At 72.8% G+C, this 947-nt stretch carries 1 protein-coding gene and 1 pseudogene; both read right to left on the reverse strand.

Features of this window, described 5'->3' with window-relative positions:
• Nucleotides 1-647 (reverse strand): ABC transporter ATP-binding protein (locus MCBG_RS11905; protein WP_043330519.1); only part of this gene is annotated, 647 nt, incomplete at its 3' end.
• 1 nt (nt 648) lies between these two features.
• Nucleotides 649-947, reverse strand: a pseudogene (locus MCBG_RS11910) (hypothetical protein); the annotation flags it as partial.

The raw sequence follows: 947 nt of genomic DNA on the forward strand, positions 1-947 counted from the left end.
CCGGTGGCCTCGTCCAGCTCACCCGTGGGTTCGTCGGCGAAGAGGATCTCCGGGTCGTTCGCGACCGCCACGGCGACCGCGCAGCGCTGCTGCTCGCCGCCGCTCATCTGGCCCGGACGGCGGTCCGCGCAGTAGCCGACGCCGACCATGTCCAGCAGCTCGCGGGCCCGTTCCCGCCGCTTGCGCCGCCCGCCGGCCCGCCCGGCCAGTTTCATCGGCAGCTCCACGTTCTCCAACGCGGTCAGGTACGGCAGCAGGTTGCGGCCGGTCTGCTGCCAGATGAAGCCGACCACCTCCCGCCGGTACGCCAGCCGCCGCTTGTTCGACAGCGACAGCAGGTCGTAGTCGGCGACCCGGGCGATGCCGGCGGTCGGGGTGTCCAGGCCGGACAGGATGTTCAGCAGGGTCGACTTGCCGGAGCCGGAGGCCCCGACGATCGCGACCAGCTCACCCCGGTCGATGACCAGGTCGAGGCCCTGCAGGGCGACGACCTCGACGCCCTCGGTCTTGAAGATGCGTACCAGGCCGTCGCAGACGATGTGCCCGCGCAGCCGGTCCCGCCCTCCGGCCCGTTGCGCGGCCCGTTCGGCCGCGCGTTGCTGCAGGGACGCCAGGTCCGGTACGGACGTCTCGGCGGTCGCGGTCATCTCAGCTCTCCTCTCCGAGCCGCAGCACCTCGCCGAGGCGCATCCGGCGGTTGTTCACGGCCTCCACGGTGATCGCGAAGCCGAGGGCCAGCATGGCCAGGACCGACACCCCGGCGACCAGGCCGGGTTCGAACTGCGGGCGTACGTCCACGCCGCCGGTGAAGGCGGGCAGCCCGAGCACCGGCGTGAGCAGCAGCGGCAGCAACGCGCCGACCACCGCCCCGGTGAGCACCGACACCAGCACCAGCGGGGTCAGCTCGACCATCAGCATGCCGCGCCACTGCCGGCGGGACAGGCCCA

It is taken from the genome of Micromonospora sp. M42, assembly GCF_000568915.1.
Lineage (GTDB): Bacteria > Actinomycetota > Actinomycetes > Mycobacteriales > Micromonosporaceae > Micromonospora > Micromonospora chalcea.